Raw genomic sequence first — 22,303 nt, 5'->3', positions numbered from 1 at the left:
ACCCGCAGTCGCTGATCAGCGAAGACGACCGCGACACGGCCGTCCAGCGGCTGCAGGCGGCGTACGCCGAAGAGCACATCTCGCACGAGGAGTTGGACGAACGCCTCCACCAGGTGCTCACCGCCAAGACACGCAGCGAGCTCGATTCGCCGCTGGCCTCGCTCCCGGAGGAGAAGGCCGACACCACGTCCACGATTGCCGCCGCCGGTGGACGGATCCGGCGGCGCGGCGCATGGCGGGTACCTCGGTTCCTCAAGGTCGAGTCCGCATTCGGAAGGGTGCACCTGGACCTGTCCCGGGCGGTCATCGAACATCCGGCAGTCGACATCGAGTTGCAGCTCGGCACCGGCAGGGCAAAGATCACGGTGCCTCGCGACGCGATCGTCGACTTCGAGGAGCTGCACACCGGTTGGAAAGACACGCGCTACAAGACCCGGCGGAGCTCCAGCCCCGGTGGGCCGAGGATCCGGATCTCCGGGACCATGGGGTTCGGCCGGTTGAAGATCCGCCACGCGCGGCGTTGAGGCCCCATTAGGTGCTTGGCTTGCCCCCGCCCCCCCACTGCTCAGTGACCGGTCTCCCGGCCTCCCACGGCCAGGTCAGCCGCGCGTATCGGGGGCCACGGCCTCAAGCACGTCGGCGGCGGCCTGCCGCAGCCGCGGGGAGCTGTGGGAGCCGCTCGCGGCGAGGACGGCCAGTCGTTCGCGTACCGCTCCGCTCTCCGCCGGCAGCGACCCGGCGGCCTCCACCCACCGCGCCAGGCCGAGCGCGGCCTCGTACCGGACGGCCTCGTGCGGGTCGTGCAGGCCTCGCACAAAGCGTCGTACATCCCTGTGGGCGTTCTTGTCGGTGGGATCGTCCACGTCGAGAAGCGACAGAGCGGCGGCCCTGACCTCCCCGGAGGGTGCCGTGTCGGCCAGGCGCCGCACGCCGGGCAGGGCCTGGGCCAGGCCATCCAGCGCGTTGCGTGTCCGCCAGACGTCGTCCCGCCCGGCTTCCAGGTGAGCGACCAGCACCCAGGCCACCGGATGACGTTCCCACAGGTGCAGCCCGCCGTACACGAGTGCGCCCAAGCCGTCGATCGCGCCCTTGCTCAGCTCGGTGTCGGCGTCGTCGTCGACGTACGGGAGCAGCTGCCACACGGCGTCCCATCCCCCCACCTCACCGACTGCCACGGCGGCGGCCGCCCGGGTACGGTCAGACCTCAACCTGCAAAGAAACGCCGCCCAGTACGCATAAACCCTCCAAAAGCCATCCGCTGTTCGTTGCCCTGCTCAAAGAAGGTGGTGAGCAGGGCGCGCAGCCTGCAAGAGGCTGGGCATTTCATCGCTCCGAGGCTCCCCCGGCGTCAGGTGAGCAGGCTGTCCGCGCCGCTGCCTGTGGCCACATCCTTCGATCAACGAGCGGACCGCCGGCCAGCTCTTCGAATATCCTCCAAACGCTGAACAACTGCCACGGGGGGGGGAGCGGGATGACGGCGGAGCGCATCGTGCGGCTGGGTCCGTTGGAGCAAGTGCAGGTCGATGTGGTCAGGCATCCCGGTGCCACACTGTTCACCTTGCTCTTGGGTGTTCTCGGTGATCATTCTGTCGATGTACCTGATCTGTGGCGCAGGACCGTCCACGACTCCGCTCCCGCTGCTGCCGTGCCCCTCGTCCGCACGTTGCTTTCCACGGCACATGGCGTCATACCGGACAGCCTGGCCCTGACCTCCGAGCTGCGCAGCACGAAGATGTCGGCCACCTTGGACCAGCTGATGTCGCTCAGCCCCGACGAGTTCGCCGACGATACGGCTGCGCAAAGTCCCGTCTCACCGCCTCCGGCCCTGCGGAGGGTTCTGGACTCGCCGCGTGACTACCTCACGGCCTACCAGCACGTGGTCACCTCCGTCTGGGAGGCATTCGAGCCGTTATGGAAGCGGGCAGACGGCCTGATCGGACGGGAAATGGAACGCGTCGGGTTCGCCACCGTCAGCGGCAGCCTCGCCCCCGTGCTGGCCGGCCTCAACTCCATAGTCCCCTACCGCGACGGCGTATTGCAGCTGCCGCCCTGCGACCCCGGAGCACCCGCGGAACTCGGCAATCGCCGCCTCATATTCATGCCCCTGGCCTCCGGCCACCGGGCTGGCCTGTACGACGCCGTACACCCGGAACATTTCTGGATCGGATACCCCCTGCCCGGCCTGGGCCACATCACCGGTGCCTCCCCCGACAGCCCCGCCCCGGCAGATGACGCGCTCGTCCTCATCCTGGGAGCCATACGGGCAGCGATCCTGCGCCAGCTGACCCGCCAGCCCGCAGTCGGCGAACTCGCCCGCAGCCTGCACATCAGCCCAAGCACCGCCACCTACCACTGCGATCAGCTTGCCGCGGCAGGACTGCTGGAACGCGAACGACACGGCCAACACGTCCGCTTGCGGGCCACGGCCCGAGGCATGGCCCTCCTCGAACTCCTGTCCGCCACCCCAGCAGACTGAACCGCAAGGAGACCTGTCGCTCACCCGGCTCCGCGATGTCGCGGAGGGGCTGCGGGGACACGACCCGGATCGGCTAGCCGGTGAGGTCGTGGAGCGGTACGGCGGGTCGCCGCCAGGCGCCCGCTGGTGGACGACCCGCAGGGCTTCCTCGCCGCGTACGTGAAGGTCGTGGACGGCGTGGCGCGGGCACTCGCACCGCCCTGGCACGCCACCCGGCGGCTGCTGGCGCGCGAGAGCGAGCAGATCGCGATGGCCACCGCTGCAGCCGACGTCCACGACGGTGCGCGACGCACTGGCCTACCTCACGCACCACTTCACGGCCCTGAGGGACTTCTACGTTGATGCAGCGCGGCGAGGGCTGTTCGTCGTGTTGTGGTGGGACTGAGCCCTACCTGGAGACATCTCGGTAGTTCAGAGAATCCGAAGCACACCTGAACTGGGCACTCATCACCATGATGACCCGGCGTCTGACCCGCAAGAGCCCACGCACGAGCCAGTGGACGCGGAAGGCGCCGACCACCGGCTGACGTCGCGCCTGCTCGTAGGCCGGCGGTCTCGGAGCTTGTCGCGGCAGGCGAACGGTGCCCCGCACCGTGTGATCAGGTACGGCCGGCTTCCGTCCGCTCACCGTCCCGAACGAAGGGAAGGGCCCGCCAGCAAGCTGACGGACCCTTGCTACAAGATCGCGCTAACGGTGAGTACCCACTACTTCGGGACCTGGCCGCAGCAGGCGACGGTCTCGATCTGGTCAGCACCAGCGAGCGGCGCTACCGCGAGCACAGCCGCCAGCGCCACGAACAAACCGAGTACGGCTTTACGCATTTTCTTCTCCTGATTGCCGGAATCCGGTGCCGCTTCGAGCGGTCACTGATACAGATGCGCGAAACAGCGACTGGGACACGATTCTTGGAGGGCGGCGTCGGCCGATCCAGCATTTCGAGAATCTTCGAAACGTCCGGGCCAGCAGACGCCGGGCAGGAGCGGGAAGAGGAGCGGAGCGGGAACGGGGTTGGGACGTCGTTCGCCGCGCGGATCGCGCGCCGGCGATCGTGGCAGCCGCCTAACGACCAGGGCGACACGGTGAAGGAGGAAGAGCACCAGGCGGCGCGGGGCACGGCCCGGATGCAGCGCATGAACGAGCCGATGCGCAACCACACCAAGGCCGAACTGCTGCGCATGGCCTACGCGGGCGGCCTGGTTCCGTACAACAACCCCGCGAAGTGGCGAAAGGACGAAAACGCCTCCACCGTTGTCGACACCGAGTTCCGCACCGCCGACCAGCCCGGCCCGGCCCGCCGCAGTCACCGCACGGCCCGTCCCGGCGCAGCAGGACCACCATGACGAGTGCGACAAGTCGGTGTACGAGGGTGGCACCTGCACCTGCGACCTGATCGAGCAGTACGGACCGCCCTCCGACCGGGACGACTACTGAGACGACCTCCCCCCACCGGACCCGGGGCCTGTCGAGGCCCGGGGTCTTGTGCTGTGGCCCATCTGGCGGCTATCGCCCTGCGTCCCAACCGGTGAGCTGTTGGCGGTAGTCGGTGTTGAGCCGGTCGATCTGGATGTCCCCGTCAGGGGTCAGGACGTAAGGCTGATGCGTCCCCATGTCGGCCAACAGGTCTGCGACGAGGGCGTAGGCCGCGACCACGGCCTCCCGCTTGTCGGTGACGATGGCACCAAGGTCCACCGTGGTCTGTGCCGGGCTTTCCGGGAGCGGCGCAACGGTGCCGTCCCTCGGGTAGGCCTCCTCTGACGCGACCAGGCGCACCGGCCCGTCGCCGCCGTCGAAGCGGTGGAGCGCAGCGGACAGCACCATGTCACCGACCGCTCCGGTCTCCGCTGCCCAGGCTGCCGCAGCCTGAACCAGAGCCACGAGATCGAGTTCGAGCTCACGGTGATACAGCCGCTTGGGGCCGTCGTCGTTGTAGTGGTCGCGCTGAAGGTTGATCGGCCGTGCCGCGTAGAAGCTGCCGTCTTGGTGGAGCTGGCCGGTTGGTCTGCCCTCAAAGCGGACCTGGCGGCGTCCGACCAGCGCGGTGCCATCCGGCATCGCGCTGGTGGTCACTCCTTCACAGGCGAGCGTGCGGAAGCGGACGAAGGCTGCGTCTCGGTCCGCCCGTGTGGTCAGGGAGTAGGTGCCCCGGGCAGCCGGGACTGCGGCCAGGCTGACCCAGCCTGGAGAGAAGGTCGCCCTTGGACTGCCGCCGTGCTCAGTGCTGGTCAGGTAGGCCGACAAGTAGCCAAAGCCTGCGTCGGCGACCTGCTTCAGGCGGTCGACGTCGTCAGAGGCGGCCTGGAAACGGTCACGGTAGCGCTGGGCGATCTCGGATTCGGAGAGGGCGCGGGTCGTGGTGCCGTGCCGGACGTGGACCCGGAAGTGGTAGTCGTTACCCGGGGCCGCGACGGCGTGCGGTGCCTGGGTGCTCCGGGGCACCGTGAGCAGCCAGTAAATCTTTCCTTCGTGGGCTGCGGATCTCACGGCCCGTACGCCGACGTTGGGAACGACGGGCTGGATCCAGTTCGCGAGCACCGAGCGGATCCACTCTTCACCGCGGCCCTGGACCGGGTCGAAGGCGGCCAGGGCGTGGGCGTGGTCCTGCTTGCCATCGTCGACGCCGATGACGACCATGCCGCCGGCGGTGTTGGCCATGGCGGACACGTCCTTGGCGAGTTCCTTCTTGTCCGCGTCGGTGCCCTTGTAGAAGTCCTTCTTCCAATCGAGGTCGACACTCTCGGGGATGTGGTTCTCGACCGCACGCTGCAGATCGTCCTCGGTGAGGTCGTCGGGGTGTCGTCCCAGGGCGGCAGTGAGTCGTGCGGGCAGAGCCATCGGAACTCCAGTGTGTTCACCACATGCTGCTGACGATCGCCAGCCTGATCACGCTAAACGGGATCACCGGGCCGTCACCACGCATTTCCGGTACTGAGCCCGCCGCCCGTCGTCGGGCTCGCCCAGGGTCAGTTGGACTCGCTGCGGGAACTTGGAGTGGAGTGGGCGTGACACCGGCCGCGGCTGGTCGTTGAACCGAGCGGTCAAGCGAAGTGCACTGAGAGGCCCCGGGCGTTATCGCCCGGGGCCTCGTGCTGTCACGGCAGTTCCGTTTATGCGTAGTGAGGGCCACTGCCGGATTCCCATGGTTTCTGCGACCATCTGCCCATGGTCGACAGCAGCGATCGTTCAGCGCTTCGTGCACTGCTCGACACAGCCGTCGCGCCTCTCAGCAACCTGACGCACACCGTGCTGAGTCGGGCCTTCGAGCGACTGGGTATGCCAGTGATTCCTGAGGACGCCGGCAGCAAGCCGGCCCGGGTTGAACAGAGCCTCCAGCAGGTACCCGACATGGAACTGCCACGGCTGGCCCAACGCGTCCTACAGCAGCAGGACTTCCCCTTCCCTGTGCGCCCGCCGCTCCGCCATCAGCTCGAAGACCTGCTGTGGGAAGAGGGTGCACCACCCGGCATCCCCAAGAAGGCCCGCCGTGAACTGGCGCGCGCCCTGTATCTCCCGGAACTCACCCAGCACCATGACCGCTTCCTGCGGCTGCTGGATCGTCTCTGGGTGATCGAGGGACCGGACCTTTCCTTCGACGAGTTCAGCGCGCTGCTGCTGAACGGGACGCGGCCGGTGACGCTGAAGGACCTCATCGAGAAGCACGTCTTCCGCAATCGCGATGAGGAGGACTGGTCGACCGAGCGGCTTTGCGAGAGCCTCGGTGCGTTCGAGGCAGGGGACGCCAGATTCGCCCGCTTCCTGGAAGGCCTGGTCTCGGCAGACGTGCTCTTGGACGAGCACCTGCAGGAGAAGACAGCCACCACGATCAACGATCACCTCCGCGCCCATGGCATCGAGTTGCGGCAAACCGGCAGCGATGGCGGCTATCCGCTCTTTACCCTGGTGTCGACGCGGCTGCACAGCAACCGGAAGCCGAAGAACATCATTTTCGCTTCCCTCGGGAAGCCGGACATTCGTTTTCGGTCCTCGGTGGACAACGACATCGAGATCGTCGGTGGGCGTCCGGGCGCCACCCTTGTCTATGACCGGGAGGTTCCTGTCGAGAGTCTGCGTTGGCGTGACCTGCACCGCTGGTGGCAGGACACCCACGAGTTCAACAGCGAGAGCGACGCTGATGAAGATCTCTACCAACGGCTCCTCAGGAGCCTGCCGGGCAACTCACCGGGTCAGAGGAACCTCTTCACGGCCTACCGTACGGCTCGCCCGTTCTGCGCGGATGACCTTGCTCTCCTGCCGGAGGTATGGCTGCACTGGGATCCTAAAACCGTCAAAGAACGCGGCCCCGAAGCGCTGCTGCGTTCCCGCATGGACTTCCTTCTGCTGCTGCCCTACGGACAGCGTGTCGTCCTGGAGGTCGACGGAGTGCAGCACTACACACGCGACAACGGCCGTACTCCCGACACCGCCAAATACGCGGACATGGTCGCCGCCGACCGGGATCTCAAGCTCAGGGGGTACGAGGTCTTCCGCTTCGGCCACGACGAACTGAAACGACCCGAGGACGCCAAGGAGCTTCTCCTCCAGTTCATCCCGGACATGTTCAGCCGCTTCAAAGCCAGACCCTGAAGCCACGGGGTCGCAGCACTCCGCACCTCCTGCGGCATCCCGCCTGCTATCGGCTGCGCGGGGCAGCTGCCCGGAACTCCGCCGGGACGATGCCGGGCACCGAATTCCGGTGCGCAGGGATGTACAGGCCCCGGTCGGCGTCACCGGCCGTGAGCCAGCTTCCGGCTATGTCGGTGGTCTCCAGCTCGATCCCGGCGAGCGGACCACCCAGGAGTCGGTCGGCGTAGTCGTCCGAATCGCTTCGGCCGCCCTCATACCTACCCCACGTCAACCTGGCCGACTGAGGCGATGTGCTGGCTCCCACCGTTGTCATCGAGTGCCTCGCGGGCTTCGTCGACGAAGACGGTCAGGCTCTCCGCAAGTAATTCAACGCCGTCGCGGCACAGCTCGATCAGCTCTGGACGGGACATCGCCTGCAGCTCCGGTGAAGCTCCCGGTAGCGACGCCAGTGCCATCAGCGCATCCCGGCAGTCCGTGGCAGCCTCGATCACGCCTTCCGTTCTGTCCGCGACATTGACTGGGCCTTCGACCGCCACGCGGGCACGGCAGCGCAGCAGTTTGGTGGTCTCCTCCATCACCTTGTGCACGTCGTCCGTCGCGTATGTCTCCGCTCCGTTCATCACATTGACCAGGGTGCCCATCTTCTGCGTCTGGGCGATGAGGTCGGCGTAGGCCTGGCTCCGCGGCTCGCGGCGGTCGCGCGCATGCTCAAAGCGACGCTGCTGGTCCGCCTGAATGTGCTGAGCGATGATCTGCTGCTGAGCGGTGCGAGCCCCCAGCCATCCGCTGGCCACCGCCGCCGCGCCGGTTCCCACCGCACCGACTGCCGCTCCGAGTAACGCGGCTATCCCTGCGTCCATGATCTAAGTGTCGTGGAATCAGGTGGCTTTCCGCAGTCGGATGGCGTCGGCCGCCGCGAGGCGGTGCCAGGAAGACGCAGCTCTCCAGGCTGGCGAGTGACGGCCGGCGCAGCACGGACCGGATCTCCTCGGGTCCCACCAGGACGACGGGCATCCGGCGTTCGCGGTTCTGGAACAGGCTCCACACCCCGTAGACGTACTGCAGGGCCTCGGTCCGCAGCAGGTGCGCATCGCGTACGACCACAACCGGCCAGGAGCGCCGCACCGGCCGAAGACACGAGCCGCCGAATTCCCTCGAACGGGCGAGGTCTGCGGCCCGCCGTGCGTGCTGGGTAACCGGGCCGAGAAGCCAGGTGATCTCTACCCGTTGCTGGAGTCAGAGGCATCACCCTGCAGAGAACGGCCGTTGCGGCACTCATATACCGCGAGCGACAGTTCCTTCACGGCAGCGCGGGCACGTTCGGCGTCCGCTCCGTCGTCAAGAGCCTCCAACGCGGCGGCCGCCGACACCCGAACGGAACGGGGCAGGCCGTCATAGGCGGAGAGCCGGTACGCGACGGTGCGACGGGCCTCCTGCTCCTCATCGCTCACCCCATCAGAGGTGAGCGGGAAAACCGCAGCCTCGTACATCGCGACGCTCAACAGGACCACGTCGGCGATCCCTTCCGCATAGCCATCTCCCCTCGCGGCCCGGACGGAAGCCACCGCGGGCCGGGGACGGACAAGCATTCCGAATCCCGCGCCCAGGCCGGCGGCACCCGCGCCGACCACGGCACCCGTCCAGCCGTCCAGGAGGAAGCCGAGGCAGGCTCCGCTCCCCACCACGCACACCAGCACCGCGACGGTGATCACGTACATGCGGGTACGGAGCGGGGTCGTCATGGCCAGCAGTATGCCCACGCCCTCGGGGACCGCGGCCGGGGCCCTCGTGTCCTCTGCGAGCGGAGTTACGCCTCGCTCGCCGGGCGATGCGCAGTCACTCGGGTGGCGGACATGGCAGGTGGAAGAGATGAGAGGTGACTTGGACGCTGCCGGAGCCGATGCTGACCACCCCCGTGTCCGTGCCCGATCTGCGGCCCGGTAGTGCTGCGGAGCCGAAGTGGGACGGCTATCGCGCACTGGCCGGCCGGTGGGCCGATGGCCGTATCGCCCTCCGGAGCCGTAACGGCAGTGACCTGGCCCGGGCGTTCCCAGAGATCGAGGAGGCCGTGCGGCGGCTGCCGGACGATACGGCGGTCGACTGCGAGCTCATCGTGTGGGAGGCGGGCTCGCTCGCGTTCGAGCGTCTCCAACAACGGATGCACCGCCGCGATGCGGCCGCAGCCCGCGCAGCGGTCGAGTTCCCGGCGCACCTGGTCGCGTTTCGACCTGCTGCGCGTGCGCGGCCAGGACATGACCGGGCGCCCCTTCCTATCTCACAAAGGAACAGCCCGTCATGCCCACGCTCGCCCTGTTGACCATCCTGCTGCTGGTTCTGGTCGGCCTGCTGATCGCCAGCGTCCTCACCTACGCCGTGCACCGCCACCCGAAACTGGCGCAGCCGTTCACGGTCGGCCTCACTGCGCTGGCCCTCCTGAGCGCCATAGTCACCGCGATCACGGCTCGGTGAAGGTGATCGCGGCGGAAGGCGTGCCGTACGGAGGCTGAGGCGGGCAGAGTGCGCGGGGAGACCGGCGCGGATCAATGCCCGGGCCGGGCGGACACGGTCTGCCCGGGTCAGCCCCCGAGTAGGTGCTGGACGGCGGTCAGCAAGAGCCCGGCAAGCAGGTGACCGGGTGACGGCTCGTCACCCGGTCACCTGACGCGGCGCGCCACCGGTAGAGGAACGTCTCGCCCGGGTTGGCACCGAGCTGGATCATCACACCAGCCAGCACGGTGCCGACGTCGATCCCGGCCCGGGCCGCAGCGCGGTGAAGCCCTGGCGCGCGTAGTACGGCCCGAGATCGCGCGGCGTCTCGAACTCGCCGAACAGCAGCATGTAGTCGAGCTGCCAGTACACCTGCACGCACCGCTTCAATAGCGGGGCTCCGATCCCGCGTCCGCGGGCAGGCTATCGGTATCAATCGTGTCCCGGGTCCGCAGCACGGTGAAGTCATGCCGGGCGCTGTGCAGTTCGCCATCTTGAGCATGTCCATGACAGCACAACCGGCGACCGAGGGATGCGAGGGTGATGCCCGGCTACCACCCCGGGCGCCACCCTCCGATCGAGGCGGGCTCGGCGAAGAGGCCAACTCGATGCCTCAATAGTTCGCCGTATCAGCGCGGAAAAATCCCTAGGAATATGGAGTTACTCGAATTATCTAAATCGCCTTTACCTAGACCCAGGGATTGCCTTTACCTGGAATCGGGGGTGCGGCGAGGCTGGTTATATTTTCAGAATAGGCGTATGTTCGCCTGTGGGCGCCCTTTACCACGGCGTCTTTTAGATCTGAGGGCTCGGCGAATTGAGGATCCATGAGCTGGAACTTCGCGATCTTCCTGATCGCAGGCGTGGCGACTGTTTCCATAGTGGCGCTCCTGACGTATGGCGTCATACGGACCTTCCCGTCGGCTACGCCGGCCAAGATGGCGGTGCTGATCACGGCGATCTCGGGTCTCGTAGGAGCAATCGCGGCCGTGATCTACGCCTTTGGTGGCGTACCGGGCCCCCCGCCGAGCGTGGTAACACCGGAGCCGGCGGTCTCGGTCAACAGTACGGGAACGGGCTCCTGGTGAGCGCACAGGGCCGCTTTTCGTATGGGCACCGCGGCGTCCGAGGGCTTCCCGATCGAGGTTTCTCGGGGGAAATCCCTCCGGCCCTGGAGAGTGAACTCATTGGCCTCAGTCACTCAAAGTCATTTCCTTCCAACACCATCATTCACCTTGCCGGTGACGCGGTATATCTCCTCACGCGCGGAGGCGTGATCGAGGAAGGAGGAAACTGGAATCCTTTGCTCCGTGGGCCTGGGGATCTGCTGGGTGACATCGATCTCTATGAACGACATGCGGGCTCTCATTTTGCGCGAACCATCATGCTGCGAACCTCCTGCCTGGTGATCCCTGCCTTCCGTCTGCGTCACTTCGCTGAGCAGCGCCCGGAGATCAGCGCAGCGTTGCACTCCGCGCTCGCGCAGCATGTACTGCGTCTGGGCGTCTGGCGGGCCGTCGACCGCCTCAGCAGTCTGGCGCGGACGGCTTGGCTCCTACTGGAACTCAGCGAGGTGCTGTGCGGTTGGGGGTGCCCTGCTGGCTTGGTGGTTGGAGTGAATCAGGCACAGATGGCGCAACTGGTGGGGCTGAGCAGGGCATCGGTGGAGAACGAACTTCGGACACTGCGTGGAGCCGGAGTGATCTCAACTGCCTACCGGAAGGTGCAGATTCTGGACCGGGACGCCCTTGCGGCGAATATCCCCACTGAGTTCATGATGTGACGCCCGAAACCGGCCAGGCCGTGACGGAGGCGTCGCGGCCGTGGGCGCGCTCGTGGAGCGTACGACCGGGGCGGGCTCCGAGCAGGCGCTGCAGCGTCAGTGCGGGGACGTCGGCTGAGTGCGTCCAGGACCCTGTTGCGGCGCGGGGCCGGCGGCTGCGCTTCGTCGCTGTCGATCATTCCTCCAGCACACACCCGTTCCCCTGTGGACAGATTCCGTGAACGGGAGCCCCACCGTCGCGGGTGGGGTTGACGGCACAGATCAGCGGGTCTTGGGTGGAGGGCCACGTCCAGAGCAAGGGGACTGGCCATGAATCTGCTCAGGCTTTCCGACCGGCTGCCGCAGTGTTCACGCTGCCGGGGCGACCTCATCATGAGCGAGGTGGCGCCGCAGAACGACACACACGGGCGGCCGATCCACCTGGAGCTGTGCCCGGTGTGCGACACCGGAGACGTGGACCGCCCGGCGGCCGGCCTTCTCGTGCAGTGGTTCGCCGACGACGGCGGCCATGACGCAACCGCGTCACGGAGGGCTCACACCTGCTGATGGAGTGGACGAAGGAGTGCATGGCCACCCACGGCTGGTACTTGCACGACACCCCGCCCGACCAGCCCTGAGCCGTCATCAGCAGAAGCTGCCGGGCGCGCAGTGCCGCCGCGTCGTACGGGCAGTACGGCCGCCGGGTCGAACTACTGCTGGGGCCGTGGCGACAACGTACGACTACCCCGGCGACCTCATCGCAGCGCAGCAGGAACTCACCCAGGTGCGGGCCGACCTCACCGCCCTGTACAAGCCGCTGCCCTACTCCGTCGAACCGACGGAAGGCTGGCAGCGCCCCGAGGGCTACTGGCTCACCACCTCCCGCGCATACCCGCACTCGCCAGGCTGGTCGGAGCAGGAGCAGCAAGAGGTCGCCGCGCTACGCGAGCGGGAACGCGACCTCGCCGCCACGATCGTCACGCACACCTTCTGGAACGACGTCGCCGGACCCGAACGGCTCGATGCCCGCTCCCAGCTCAAGCACGCCCTCGCACGCGAGCGCGAGGGCCAAGAGGCCGCGTAGCCGTGGCGGACACGCCACCCGAGCCGCCGCCCATCATCGTGGTCCTGCCCGACGGCCAGGAGGTCACCGGCCGCCTCCAGGAGCGCCAACAGGTCCCGGGCACCTGGCTGTACAAGGTGGCCGTCCCGGCCTGGCAGAACACGCCTACGGGGGCTGTGGAGCCCGCCTGGTACGTGGTGTGGGTGCAAGCCCCGGACCACGTGAAGCCCGTGCCCGGCGTCTCGTACGACGACGTTCCGACGACCCGGCTGCCGCCGCCGTCGACGGAGCGGCAGATCCTCGGGGAGCGTCGGCCGTCGGGATGGGTGTTGCAGAAGCTGGACGGCGGCCGCGGTCCCGGCCGGGGCGTCATCCATGCCGTCGACTGTGAGGAAGCACCCGCCGGGGCGCCGAAGCTGACCCTCGACAAGGCGCTGGACGCCGCGGAGCAGCCCGGGGCCCGGCTGTGTGCGCTGTGCGGCGCGGCGGCCGAACTGGACCCCATGCTCAAGGGTTTCGACCACGGCTTTGAAGATTGATCCGCAGGGCTCAGGCGGAGGTCCGCGACGCGATCAATCGATTGGTGAGCTCTACCGTGGCCAGGTACCACCAGAAGATCCGGTCGAGGAACGCTTCGTCGTGATCCAGTTGGTCGAGGCGCGGAGGCATCGATGCGGCAGCTATACGAGAACAGGGCCGATTAACCCGGTGTTGCCACCGCCGGTGTGCCTCTGTTGCTTGGGCTGCTACTCGGGGCAAGGGGCATGGATGTGCTGTTCATGATTTGTCCGTGAGGATGTTGTTGGGGGCAATCTTGCCTCCGGTCTTCGCGTTGATGGAGTAGAAGGTCCCCTCCCAGCTGCCGAAGTAGATTCTTCCATTGGCGACGACAGGGGCGCTCTGGACATCGCCGTCGGTGGTGAACTTCCAGCGGAGGCTGCCGTCCGTCGCCTTGAACGCGTAGAGGTGGGGATCTTCCCATCCGCCCGTGTAGACCACGCCGTCCGCGACGGCAGGGGATACGTACCCGGAATCGGCGGTGCCCTTCGGGGTGGTCCACAGCACCTTGCCGCTGTCGGCGTCGACGGCGTACACACCCACGTGGCTGCCGCAGTAAACCCGGCCGTCGACGACCACGGGCTGGGAGTAGGTGTAGCCGCCGTCGAGGTGCCGGATCCACCGCGGCTTCCCCGAGGAACGGTCGTAGGCGTAGATCCGCTCGTCGTAGCTGTTGACGAATACACGGTCCGCGTCGAGCGCGGGCCTCACCCAGGATCCGTCGCCACCGTCCCACTGGTGCCACAGGGTCTTCCCGGTCTTCGCGTCCAGTGCGTAGAAGGGGGCGACCGTTTTGCTTAGGTAGACGACCCCCTTGTCCACCACGGGGGAGGAGATGGAGCCGCCGCCCGGAAAGCTGAAGTTCCTGCTCCATAAGGTAGTCGTGCCGGTCTTCGCGTCCACGGCGTACACGTGGCCGTTCTCGTCGCCGAAGTAGACGGCACCGTCGGCCACCGCCGGGGTGGTGCTGATCGAGCCGGTGGTCGTGTGGTGCTTCCACAGGGTCGACCCGTTGCTGGTGTTCAGGGCGTGCAGGTTGCCGTGCTTATCGCCGACGTACGCCACATTGTTCGACACCGTCGGCCCGACGCCCGAAGTTGCTTGGGCGACCGCGATTCTCCGCTTCCACAGTCGCTTGCCGGTGGCGGCGTTCAATGCGTAGACGGCGCTGTCGGTCGCGAAGTAGACGCTGCTGTCCGTGACGACGGGCGAGCTGTGGATGGGCGAGCCCGTACTGAAGCTCCACGGCGATGACCCGGCGGACACGTGCGGGGAGGGCGAAGCAGACGACGAGGGGTGCGCCCCTGGCCCCGCATTGCTCTTGTCCAAGAATGGCTTCAGGAGATAGCCCAGCGTGGCCGCAATGAGCGCTACGGTGAGCGCCGCCGCGACGATGCCGACGGTCTTCCTCGTCCGACGATCACGATCAACCAGGCCCTGCATCCAATCGCCGCCGGTCGTCTCCTCACCCGCGTCCCCGCCGCGCTCCTTCACCGCGCGCCGCGCCTGATCGAGGAGGACGATGGCGTCCACCTCGGTGCGCTCGACCTCCTCCGGCGGAACGGTCGCCCGCACCAGGCGGGAGACCTGGTAGGCAGGGGGGAGCTGGTCCCCATACAGGTACATGTCCAGCCGCGTGGCCGAGGTCGCCAGCTCCGAGCAGAGGTCCTCCAGAGACTTGCCGCTGTTGTCCACGAGGCCGCGCAGCACCGTGACCAGCAGCGCTCCTTCCGAGGTCGCCGAGCGGATCGGCCCCCATCGTCGGCCTGGGCGCATCGTTTCAGGCGGTGGGTCAATCGGGCCCTCGACGCTCGGCAGGGCCGGAGCCAGCTGGCGGTGCGTGAGCTCGTCCTGCATCGCGGCCAGCGCCTCCGTGACCACGGAGTCCGCCTCTTCCAGCGCACGCTCCCCGGAGCGGTGGAGCTCCCGCTCGTCCGCCTCCGCGGTGCGCGCGCTGAACAGGGCGACCAGCTTCTCCTCGCTCTGCGCCAAGTCCTCCTCCGCAGTCCGCACGAGGGCCCGGACGTCCTCCAGCTGGTCGCCCTTCTCCTGCACCTCCTCGGCCAGCCGCTGCCGCTCGCGCTGCTCGTCCTCCAACTGTCCGCGCAGTTCCTCCGCCTCGATGCGCCACCGCTCGGCATCGTCACCCAACGTCGAGGCCGCAGTCAGCTCCCGCGCGGTCTGATCGAGGTCCGCCCGGGTGTCCGCGATCACCTGGTTCTTCTGCTCTATCTGCCCCTGCAGCCGTTGCACCTCGCTGCGCAGCGTGTCCACCTGCTCGTCCAACCAGTCCGACTTGCGCACGGCCGCATCGCGCTCGTCCAACGCGACGAAGAAGTCCCACTGCTCCTCGTCCTGGACCTGCAGCGCCGCCATGTACTTGGTGAGCAACTGCTGCTGTACCGCATCCGTGAGCGGCTGCCCGGTCAGATCGCCGAAGTGGCGCAGCAGGATGCGCACCTTCTCCCGTTGGGGAGGTACCCAACCGTTGATGATCCGCGACAGCGTGGACCCGCTGAACCCCTCCCCCAGCCCCTCCGCGAGCTGCCGAACCGTGTAGCCGTTCTCGCCCAGCAGCAAGGGCTCGAGCACGAACGTGCGCATGTCCCTGGTGAAGTCCAGAACCACAGGGTCGCCCGCGGGGTCCAGCGGCTTGAGCTTGCGTCCGCTCTTCGACTTCGGCTTACGCTCCTCACTCACCTATCCCCCGCCCCACAAGCCAGCAGGCGAATTGATTCAGCCCCCTGACCTGCACTATTGCCTATTGATTCTTCTTCCTAGGCATTTCCCCGGAGTGAAGGCTGGTCACAAGCAGCCAGACGGCGCAGCGGACCCCCAGGGGAGACAAGCATGGAGCAACACCAGTTCCTCACGCAGGCGTTTCGCCATGGCCGAGACGTCTCCAACGCCGCCATCCGGATACTGGCGCTGCTCCCGCTCATCGTGGCCACGGCGTTGCTCGCCCTGCCGCTCCTCATCCTGCCCTTCACCACGATGTTCGGCCGCGTCGAGAGCATCCTGAACCACCTGCAGACGTGGACCGACACCATCGTCAACGGCTCCCGTCCGCCCATCTGATGCCGGGCGGTCCTCTGGCCAGTAGCCCCAAGTCGAGGCGTCGGAAGATCGTCACTCTCAGGTACTTGTCACTTGGCGGCAGATTCGAGAGGCCCCCCCGGATACGCGAGCGGGCCCTGGACCACATCGGTCCGGGGCTCGCGGGCTGTTCGGGGCGCTGCTGCTACAGGTCGAACTCGAGGTGCTCGATGTCCGTGAACCACACCTCTTCCAGGCTTCCGGTGCGGTGGCCGCCGAACTGGACCCCGTACTCAAGGGCTTCGCCACGGCCTCGACGGCGCAAAGAAGGTCCCCGGCGCCACGGGGAGGGCCGTCAGCTGCGGGTGACGGTGAAGCCGGTGTCATTGGCTGCGCCGGTCCACACGTTCCGGTCGAACCTCTCTATTCTCGATCGGGGCGCGTCATTCGTGGTCTCGTAGGATTCTGAGCACGAGATCGAGTGACGACATAGTGCAGGTGGCGCCCGCTTCCAGCAGCTCTCTCTCGCTCCTTTTGTTGCGTCCGTAGCCGAGAAAGAAAATGTCAGCTCGTCGAGCGGCCTCGGCAGCAGTCGGATTGCTGCTGATCATCAACGTGGCGTCGATGCCTGCGCCCATCGAGGTCATGGCGCGCCTAAGGCGGTACGGATCGTGGTCGCTCTCCGTACGGCCGTAGATGTGCGGAGCGAAGCAGTCGAGCATTCCGCGGCCGTCGAGGTAGTGCCTCGCCGTCCGTGCGGAGACGTCCGTGGTGATCGCCAGACGAGATCCAACCGCGGTCCAGGTGCGGATGAGCGGATCGGCATAGGGGGTGGGCATGGCGCTGGACACCGCCTTGAGCTCTTCCTGAGTCAGACGCTTTTCTAGATCAGAATGCAGGTCACTGCCCGGGTAACGGTGGGCGACCAAGCGGAGGATGTCGTCCGCACTGGCTGCCGCCTGCTCTTCGGGAGTCAGCAGTGCGAGCTGGCCGACTTGGGCGAGCCAATCGATGAGATCAGTTCTCACACGCTCCGAAGCGTGTCCCGCGAACAGCCGGCAGATCGGCCCGTCGAAGTCGAAGAGCACGACCCCGGCGCGACGGATAAGGTCGCGCACGGGTTTGTCGTTGGGGCTGTTCACCATGACCGTCCGCAGTCCGGGCACCTCCCATTCCTGCCCAGCGGCGTCGCGTGCGGTGTCGAGCCGCGTGCGTTCGCGCAGGCTGCGCGCGCCTTCGGTTCCCAGCGACGAGCGGTTGAGTAGTGCCTCGAAGTCGTCGTCCGGGTCGGCTGTGTACGCCAGGACATGGAAGGCGTGCGGATCAGGATCGGTGTCGATGCGAGCGTCCGTGATGCTGTTAGACATCGCGCTCCTCCTTGCCGCTCCTCTTCACCTGTTGCCGCCAGCGGTACAACACGCCCTCGACCGCTTTCGCGGAGGGCTCGTCCAGGGTCTCCGCGATCTCCTGGTGCGTGTACGACTGAAGGTGCAGCGCCACAATTTCCCTGGTGCGTGGTTCTAGGCTACGCAGTTCCTCTTCTACAGTTCGTCTTCCCAGAAAGGGGCTGGTTTCCGCACCGTCGCATAGCGAACTGGATCGGTCCTTCGCCGCGGCCGATGCCTGGTTCCACTGTCGCTGGGCGGTGCGGTGCCGACGATATTCGTTGGGGAAAAGGTACACACAGGCGCCGACGAAGTACGAGGTGAGACTCAAACCGCCGTCGGGCTGCCAGCCACCGCGTATCAACGCTTCATCGCGGAAGCGCGGAAGGGTCTGAGCCACCGTCATATTCGCTAGGTCCTGTCGCAGTTCGCTGTCGCGCGCCAGTTCAGCCCGCTCGGCATCGGTGGGGTGTAGGGGGAAGCCGTACTTGGCCGTTGCGGCGAAGATCCGGCCGGTGTACAGCCAGGCCTGCAGTACCGAGATGCCGTAGCGAGCAAGTTCCTCCGAGAAGCGTGCGTAGCGCGGACCGGCGAAACCGCAGGCAGCCAGCACCGTCAGCAGCTGGTGGTCTGCTTGCTGTCGGAACGGGTCTGGGGTCATGGCTCCTTGTATGTCTCTAGCGTGCCGATGTCCCACGGACAACTCGAAGAAAGTTCTCTGTGGGACATTCCCGTCCTGGCGACATACGAACCAGCATCCAACTTCCAAGGAGCCAAGGTGCCTTCACCATCGGGTCCCACACCGTCCTCCTCCCTGCTGTCAGTGCGCAGCACGCTGGTTCTGCTGATCGGCGCGCTGATCGGCGTCCTCGTCGGCGGGCTTACCCACCTTGACGGCAACTCCCCTGCTGCCTCTGTTCTGGCCGGTCTGCTGGTCGCTGGAGCCTCCATCCCCGTACTACACAACCTCGTTGGATAGCGATGGCCAGCCCGCGCTGATCCCAGCGCTTCAACTGTCCCGGCCCGTCGTCCGGCGGGAGCGAGTACGGATACGCGCCCACGCCGACCGAGGCCGGCTGGGCTTCCGGCTACCCGACCACACCAACGCCCACAGGCAGTTCAGCAACGGCCTCTACAGGTCGAACTCCAGATTCAGTACGTCGTTGATCTGGACTTCCTGCAGGGATCCTGCGCGGCGGCCGCCGTCTTGGAAGTAGACCTCCTTGAGGGCTTCGGCGGTGAGCTCGCGCAGCCGGTCGTCGTTGGCGCCCTGCTGTTGCGCGTCGAAGAGGCGGGCGGCGTGCTGGGGCGGAAGGGCCACGGTGAGGTGCCGGATGCGGTCCTCGTCCGTCGTGTCGATCGGCGACCCGGCGTACCCGAGGCGGGCGTGGACGTCGATGACGATGCCGCCGGTCGTCGCCGCCTTCTCGCGGGCCTTGGCCCGGATCTGAGGCTGCCACCGCTTCTTCACCTCGCGCTCCAGGCGCGCGGCGAGGTCCGGCCGGGGCTTTTTGATCTGGTCCTTCACGTACCGCTCGACAGTGCGCTGCGAGATCCGCAGCATCTGGGCAACCTGCTTGGTGCCGCCCAACTGCTTGACCATGTACCGCATCTGCGGGCCCGCGCTCTTGGGCGCCGGGCGGGTGAACGCCTTCTGCACCGCGGCGTCCAGACCGTCCCCGAACAGGCTCATCGTCGCCTTCTCCTACTCTCCGTTGTCGACGTCGGTGACGGTGCCGTCCTTGATGTACCGGGCGAGGTTGAGCTCGGGGGCGTTGAACCGCTCGCGGACCTCTTCGCCCCACAGGACTTCCTGAGCTCCCTCGTGCTTGACCAGGCCGGGGTTGATGCCGAGCTTGAAGCCGCCGGGCAGCGGCTTGCCGTCCTTGTAGGGCAGGAAGTCCAGCGGGCTGGTGCCGTTGGCGGCGTAGACGACGCAGTCGGACAGGACCGCGATCGGGTACTGGCCGGTGAACGCCGCATGCTTGACGATCTTGCGGTGCAGGTTGATCCGGGTGCGGGAGATGACCGCCGCGCGGATGTCGGGCCGCCACGTCGGGCGGGACAGCGCACGCCACGGCTCGCCCGGCCGCCAGCCCTCCCCGCGCGGGCGTTCGCGCAGCTTGCCGATGCCGCCCTTCACCGTCGCCTTGATTGCGGAGACGACGATCGCCAGCTCCGGGTCACGGCCGCGGTAGCCGTCCATCGCCGCCAGGAAGTCGGCCGGCTCCAGGTCGGCGTCAACACCGAGGTCGGCCATCGTGGCGAGGTAGGCGTCACGCAGCCGCTGGTACCAGCCGTCCAGGTAGCGGCCGTTCTCGTACCGGACGTACGCCTCGATCGGGTGCACCTCGTAACCGAGTTCCACCGCGTACGCCACGGTGGGCGTCGCGTACCAGGCCGGGCCCTCGGGGCGCTCGCCCTTGGGCGTGAACGGGCTGGGCAGCAAACTCGCGTCCAGATCCGCCCACTTGTCCTTGCCGACCTTCACCCGCGACAGGTCCACATGGGACAGGTCGACCAGCCAGGAGCCGGGCAGCTTCGCGTCGAACACCGGCGCCTTGACGTGCGTGGGCGCACCGATGCCGACGACCAGACCGTTGGCACCTGCCGCGAAGGCCATGTTCACGTCGATGCCGACCAGGTGGCGCAGGGTGCACTCGGCATCGGTCATCGGCCGCGCCCAGTCGTACGCCTCCTCGAACAGCTTCTCCGCCGGGCCGCGGACGTGGAAGCGCGGCAGGTCCTTGAGGAGCGGGTGCCCGTCGGGAGCCTCGCACGGCGCGCAGTCCACCGGGTCCTTCCCCAGCGAGCCGGGGTTGTGCTCGGAGTGCCGCTTGCCGTCGGGGTCCGGCTCGGAGGCCCGGGTCGGCGGGTGCAGCGCGGTCATCAGCTCAAGGCCGGTCACGGCGGTCGATCCGCGCGGCGTCATCACTCGGGACGCGTACACGCCCAGCACCCGGGCGAGTTCCGCCGGCGGGAGCTGCCCAGCCTCGCCCCAGTGCCGGGCATCCAGCGCATTCCAGGACGGGATGCACAGCTGCACGCAGGCCCGCTCCGAACCGGTGGCGGGACGGTAGATCCGCGCCCATGACCCGAACCCGCGCTTGGTCAGCTTCCACTCCGCGCGGATCAGCTGCTTGATGACCTTGTGGCCCTCGGGGATCCGCCCGGCGAGGCGCTCCTCATCCGTGAGGGCAACCGGCAGGCCGTAGCGCTCCAGCGCGGACGGGGTGAGGACGAGCAGCGGGTCGGCGTCCTTGCCCGGCCCGGACAGCTTCGGCTGACCGAGCTTCGCCTCGCGCAGCGTCCAGTCCGCCAGGGCCGGGATCGACTTGGCGGGCACGTCCAGGACCAGGCCGCCGGTGCAGTACGCGAGGACCTGTCCGTCGGCGTCGACGTCGACGACCGCGAGCGGGCCGTTGGCGAAACGCGGGTCCGTGCCATCGGCGGGGGTGTTCGCCGGGGCGGCCTTCCTCGAGGGGCGCCGCGACGCCGACGACGGCCTGGTGGTGCGCGCCGGACGCGTTGCGGCCTCCGGGGCAGCGGCGACGGGGCTGGTCTGGGTGTTCTCGGCTGCAGTCGTGTCCGCAGCCTCGACAGCCGCACCAGCGGACAGAGCCTGCGCGTCAGTCGGGGCGGGCGAGGCGGTGAACGTGGCTGGCATCGCCGGGTCGTCCGTCTCCTCCGGCGCTGAGGGCGCCGGGTAGAGCTCCGCGAGCTGGTCCAGCAGCCGGGCGTAGGCGTCGCGCTCCGGCGGGCGGGGCTCGGTCTTGCCGGACTCCCAGCCGGACACCGTGGCCCGCCGCACCTTCAGTGCGGTGGCCACTTCGTCGATCGTCAGGCCGTGCGCGGCACGCAGCCGCTTGCGCTCCGCCGGTGGCGGCAGCGTGGCGCGGGACGCGACCAGCGCGTCGACCGCATCGAACAACTCGGACATGGAACACCTCCTGACCCAGACCCTATCCCATGAAACGTACGATGTGCGTACGTTTGCCGTACGAATCGCGCACGATGTGCGTTCGAGGGAGGTGGGCACTAAACGACGACCGGCGCCCCTTGCCCTGTGACAGCCGACCTTGATCACATGCCATCGAAGTTTGAGCTGGGGTCACTCATTCGCTGGGGTCGAAGATGTTCTCGCGCCTGCGAATCACAAGCCGTGACTGAGGCGCACTGCCATCGTGACCAAGGCTGGGCTGCCTGATCGGCCTCTGGACAGCCGAGTGACGAGTTTCGCCGGAAGTGAAACGGCGGGTGTGTCAATTTAACGGCTGATCTTGGTTGTTGAGTGGCCAGTTGTTGCTCGGGGTCAGGCGACCCTCGAAGGCGATCTGGAACGCGTTCAGGGGTGCTTTCCATCGCATGGTCCACCTCTTGCGGCCCTTCCCTGTCGGGTCCAGGCTCATCAGCGCCATGTAGATGCACTTGAGGGCGGCGGCCTCGTTGGGGAAGTGTCCGCGAGCGCGGACGGCCCTGCGGATGCGGGCGTTGACGCTCTCGATCGCATTCGTGCTGCAGAGGACCTTGCGGATCTCGACGTCGAAGGAGAGGAAGGGAACGAACTCGGCCCAGGCGTCCGACCACAGCTTCACGATCGCCGGATACTTCCGGCCCCACGCTTCCTGAAACTCCAGGAACCGTTCCGTCGCCGCGTCCTCACTGGGCGCGGTGTAAACGGGCTTGAGTGCCTTGGCGACCTTGTCCCAGTCCTGGCGGGCGGCGTAACGGAACGAGTTGCGAAGCAGGTGCACCACACACGTCTGGACAATCGTGCGAGGCCAGACGGCTTCCACGGCCTCGGGCAGTCCCTTGAGCCCGTCGCAGACCAGCATCAGCACATCGTCCAGGCCGCGGTTCTTCAGCTCGGTGAACACATGCAGCCAATACTTCGCACCCTCGCCGCCGTCACCGGCCCAGATCCCCAGGATGTCCCGGGTCCCTTCGGTGGTCA

Annotated in this window: 25 protein-coding genes; 14 read left to right on the top strand and 11 right to left on the bottom strand. The window is 67.3% G+C overall.

Annotation, left to right across the window (positions count from 1 at the left end; all coding sequences use genetic code 11):
- Positions 1-11: 11 nt before the first annotated feature.
- Positions 12-524: a DUF1707 domain-containing protein gene (locus tag AB0I18_RS46360; protein ID WP_363111858.1), complete on the top strand. Its 513-nt coding sequence runs from the start codon at positions 12-14 to the stop codon at positions 522-524.
- 75 nt (positions 525-599) lie between these two features.
- Here the strand turns inward: AB0I18_RS46360 and AB0I18_RS46355 are convergent, their stop codons facing one another.
- Positions 600-1,208, bottom strand: a complete 609-nt coding sequence (locus AB0I18_RS46355) for a hypothetical protein (protein WP_363111857.1) — start codon at positions 1,206-1,208, stop codon at positions 600-602.
- 437 nt (positions 1,209-1,645) lie between these two features.
- Here AB0I18_RS46355 and AB0I18_RS46350 point away from each other — a divergent pair, with 437 nt between their 5' ends.
- From AB0I18_RS46350 to AB0I18_RS46340, 3 genes are all read left to right on the top strand, one after another.
- Positions 1,646-2,476 (top strand): winged helix-turn-helix domain-containing protein, encoded by an 831-nt coding sequence (locus tag AB0I18_RS46350; RefSeq protein ID WP_363111856.1) that lies wholly within the window; start codon positions 1,646-1,648, stop codon positions 2,474-2,476.
- Between the two features lie 126 nt (positions 2,477-2,602).
- Positions 2,603-2,818, top strand: coding sequence for a hypothetical protein (locus AB0I18_RS46345; protein ID WP_363111855.1), 216 nt, complete (start codon positions 2,603-2,605; stop codon positions 2,816-2,818).
- Positions 2,819-3,556: 738 nt separating this feature from the next.
- On the top strand, positions 3,557-3,817 hold the full coding sequence (locus AB0I18_RS46340) for a hypothetical protein (RefSeq protein WP_363111854.1): 261 nt from the start codon (positions 3,557-3,559) through the stop codon (positions 3,815-3,817).
- 160 nt (positions 3,818-3,977) lie between these two features.
- Here the strand turns inward: AB0I18_RS46340 and AB0I18_RS46335 are convergent, their stop codons facing one another.
- A complete protein-coding gene (locus tag AB0I18_RS46335) occupies positions 3,978-5,309 on the bottom strand; it encodes an ATP-binding protein (protein ID WP_363111853.1) in 1,332 nt (443 codons plus the stop codon).
- Between the two features lie 327 nt (positions 5,310-5,636).
- On the opposite strand from AB0I18_RS46335, the gene AB0I18_RS46330 reads away from it, so the two are divergent.
- A complete protein-coding gene (locus AB0I18_RS46330; RefSeq protein WP_363111852.1) occupies positions 5,637-7,058 on the top strand; it encodes a hypothetical protein in 1,422 nt (473 codons plus the stop codon).
- 257 nt (positions 7,059-7,315) lie between these two features.
- On the opposite strand, the gene AB0I18_RS46325 is transcribed toward AB0I18_RS46330, so the two are convergent.
- Both AB0I18_RS46325 and AB0I18_RS46320 read right to left on the bottom strand, forming a co-directional pair.
- On the bottom strand, positions 7,316-7,918 hold the full coding sequence (locus AB0I18_RS46325; RefSeq protein ID WP_363111851.1) for a hypothetical protein: 603 nt from the start codon (positions 7,916-7,918) through the stop codon (positions 7,316-7,318).
- A 360-nt stretch (positions 7,919-8,278) separates the two neighbouring features.
- On the bottom strand, positions 8,279-8,800 hold the full coding sequence (locus AB0I18_RS46320) for a hypothetical protein (RefSeq protein WP_363111850.1): 522 nt from the start codon (positions 8,798-8,800) through the stop codon (positions 8,279-8,281).
- 158 nt (positions 8,801-8,958) lie between these two features.
- Between AB0I18_RS46320 and AB0I18_RS46315 the strand changes: the two genes are divergently transcribed.
- Together AB0I18_RS46315 and AB0I18_RS46310 are read left to right on the top strand one after the other, a co-directional pair.
- Positions 8,959-9,375: a hypothetical protein gene (locus tag AB0I18_RS46315; RefSeq protein ID WP_363111849.1), complete on the top strand. Its 417-nt coding sequence runs from the start codon at positions 8,959-8,961 to the stop codon at positions 9,373-9,375.
- Positions 9,354-9,527 carry a hypothetical protein gene (locus AB0I18_RS46310; RefSeq protein WP_363111848.1) on the top strand — a complete coding sequence of 58 codons (174 nt, stop codon included), beginning with the start codon at positions 9,354-9,356 and terminating at the stop codon, positions 9,525-9,527. Before AB0I18_RS46315 ends, AB0I18_RS46310 begins: the two co-directional genes overlap by 22 nt.
- A gap of 249 nt (positions 9,528-9,776) precedes the next feature.
- Here the strand turns inward: AB0I18_RS46310 and AB0I18_RS46305 are convergent, their stop codons facing one another.
- Positions 9,777-9,917 (bottom strand): hypothetical protein, encoded by a 141-nt coding sequence (locus AB0I18_RS46305; protein ID WP_363111847.1) that lies wholly within the window; start codon positions 9,915-9,917, stop codon positions 9,777-9,779.
- A gap of 455 nt (positions 9,918-10,372) precedes the next feature.
- Between AB0I18_RS46305 and AB0I18_RS46300 the strand changes: the two genes are divergently transcribed.
- The 5 genes from AB0I18_RS46300 (at position 10,373) to AB0I18_RS46280 (ending at position 12,909) form a co-directional block, all read left to right on the top strand.
- Complete coding sequence (locus AB0I18_RS46300) at positions 10,373-10,633, top strand: hypothetical protein (protein WP_363111846.1); 261 nt, start codon at positions 10,373-10,375, stop codon at positions 10,631-10,633.
- Positions 10,630-11,328 (top strand): Crp/Fnr family transcriptional regulator, encoded by a 699-nt coding sequence (locus tag AB0I18_RS46295; protein ID WP_363111845.1) that lies wholly within the window; start codon positions 10,630-10,632, stop codon positions 11,326-11,328. The genes AB0I18_RS46300 and AB0I18_RS46295 overlap by 4 nt, the downstream gene beginning before the upstream one ends.
- A gap of 309 nt (positions 11,329-11,637) precedes the next feature.
- A complete protein-coding gene (locus AB0I18_RS46290) occupies positions 11,638-11,874 on the top strand; it encodes a DUF6300 family protein (protein ID WP_363111844.1) in 237 nt (78 codons plus the stop codon).
- Positions 11,875-12,031: 157 nt separating this feature from the next.
- Positions 12,032-12,391: a nucleic acid-binding protein gene (locus AB0I18_RS46285; RefSeq protein ID WP_363111843.1), complete on the top strand. Its 360-nt coding sequence runs from the start codon at positions 12,032-12,034 to the stop codon at positions 12,389-12,391.
- Between the two features lie 2 nt (positions 12,392-12,393).
- The gene (locus AB0I18_RS46280) at positions 12,394-12,909 is read left to right on the top strand and encodes a DUF6233 domain-containing protein (protein ID WP_363111842.1); all 516 of its coding nucleotides are present in this window, start codon (positions 12,394-12,396) and stop codon (positions 12,907-12,909) included.
- Positions 12,910-13,147: 238 nt separating this feature from the next.
- Here AB0I18_RS46280 and AB0I18_RS46275 read toward each other — a convergent pair whose 3' ends face one another.
- Positions 13,148-15,628 (bottom strand): PQQ-binding-like beta-propeller repeat protein, encoded by a 2,481-nt coding sequence (locus AB0I18_RS46275; RefSeq protein WP_363111841.1) that lies wholly within the window; start codon positions 15,626-15,628, stop codon positions 13,148-13,150.
- 150 nt (positions 15,629-15,778) lie between these two features.
- Between AB0I18_RS46275 and AB0I18_RS46270 the strand changes: the two genes are divergently transcribed.
- Positions 15,779-16,006 (top strand): hypothetical protein, encoded by a 228-nt coding sequence (locus AB0I18_RS46270; protein WP_363111840.1) that lies wholly within the window; start codon positions 15,779-15,781, stop codon positions 16,004-16,006.
- 401 nt (positions 16,007-16,407) lie between these two features.
- Here AB0I18_RS46270 and AB0I18_RS46265 read toward each other — a convergent pair whose 3' ends face one another.
- Both AB0I18_RS46265 and AB0I18_RS46260 read right to left on the bottom strand, forming a co-directional pair.
- Positions 16,408-17,331, bottom strand: a complete 924-nt coding sequence (locus AB0I18_RS46265) for an HAD family hydrolase (protein ID WP_363111839.1) — start codon at positions 17,329-17,331, stop codon at positions 16,408-16,410.
- A complete protein-coding gene (locus AB0I18_RS46260; protein WP_363111838.1) occupies positions 17,324-18,010 on the bottom strand; it encodes a hypothetical protein in 687 nt (228 codons plus the stop codon). The genes AB0I18_RS46265 and AB0I18_RS46260 overlap by 8 nt, the downstream gene beginning before the upstream one ends.
- Positions 18,011-18,127: 117 nt before the next feature.
- On the opposite strand from AB0I18_RS46260, the gene AB0I18_RS46255 reads away from it, so the two are divergent.
- Positions 18,128-18,328 (top strand): hypothetical protein, encoded by a 201-nt coding sequence (locus tag AB0I18_RS46255; RefSeq protein ID WP_363111837.1) that lies wholly within the window; start codon positions 18,128-18,130, stop codon positions 18,326-18,328.
- Positions 18,329-18,481: 153 nt separating this feature from the next.
- Here AB0I18_RS46255 and AB0I18_RS46250 read toward each other — a convergent pair whose 3' ends face one another.
- The 3 genes from AB0I18_RS46250 to AB0I18_RS46240 all read right to left on the bottom strand — a co-directional run.
- Positions 18,482-19,042, bottom strand: a complete 561-nt coding sequence (locus AB0I18_RS46250; protein WP_363111836.1) for an XRE family transcriptional regulator — start codon at positions 19,040-19,042, stop codon at positions 18,482-18,484.
- Positions 19,043-19,054: 12 nt separating this feature from the next.
- The gene (locus AB0I18_RS46245) at positions 19,055-21,289 is read right to left on the bottom strand and encodes a helix-turn-helix domain-containing protein (protein WP_363111835.1); all 2,235 of its coding nucleotides are present in this window, start codon (positions 21,287-21,289) and stop codon (positions 19,055-19,057) included.
- Positions 21,290-21,611: 322 nt separating this feature from the next.
- A partial coding sequence (locus AB0I18_RS46240) for an IS256 family transposase (RefSeq protein WP_363111834.1) occupies positions 21,612-22,303 on the bottom strand: 692 nt, incomplete at its 5' end.

This window comes from Streptomyces sp. NPDC050704 (assembly GCF_040654355.1).
GTDB lineage: Bacteria > Actinomycetota > Actinomycetes > Streptomycetales > Streptomycetaceae > Streptomyces.
This window is presented reverse-complemented; position numbering and strand designations above follow the sequence as displayed.